Here is a 413-nt window from a genome sequence, read left to right on the forward strand (position 1 = left end):
ATATAAGTCATATAAAGGTGATATGAATGGTACAACAAAAAATTTATTACTTAATAAAGTAGTAGACGAAGAAAATCATAAGACATATTATGAGAGAAATTTCAACACAACAAGTTGCAATGAAATATGGTTAACAGATGTATCGGAGTTTCATATAGCAGCAGGAAAGCTTTATCTATCGCCAATATTGGATTTGCATAATCGAGAAATAGTATCTTTCAATATATCAAAAAGTCCAAATTTTGAACAAACAAAAGATATGCTTAATAAAGCTTTTGAAAAATATGATAATTTGAATAATCTTATCTTTCATTCAGATCAGGGCTGGCAATATCAGATGCAGTCATATCATGAAATGCTTGAAGAAAAAAGAATTCAACAGTCAATGTCAAGAAAGGGAAACTGTTTAGACA

At 28.8% G+C, this 413-nt stretch carries 1 protein-coding gene; it reads left to right on the forward strand.

Features of this window, described 5'->3' with window-relative positions:
- Positions 1–22 precede the first annotated feature (22 nt).
- Positions 23–413 (forward strand): DDE-type integrase/transposase/recombinase (locus KHA85_RS20420; RefSeq protein ID WP_213186699.1); only part of this gene is annotated, 391 nt, incomplete at its 3' end.

This window comes from Dietzia massiliensis, assembly GCF_018390595.1.
GTDB classification, from domain to species: domain Bacteria; phylum Actinomycetota; class Actinomycetes; order Mycobacteriales; family Mycobacteriaceae; genus Dietzia; species Dietzia massiliensis.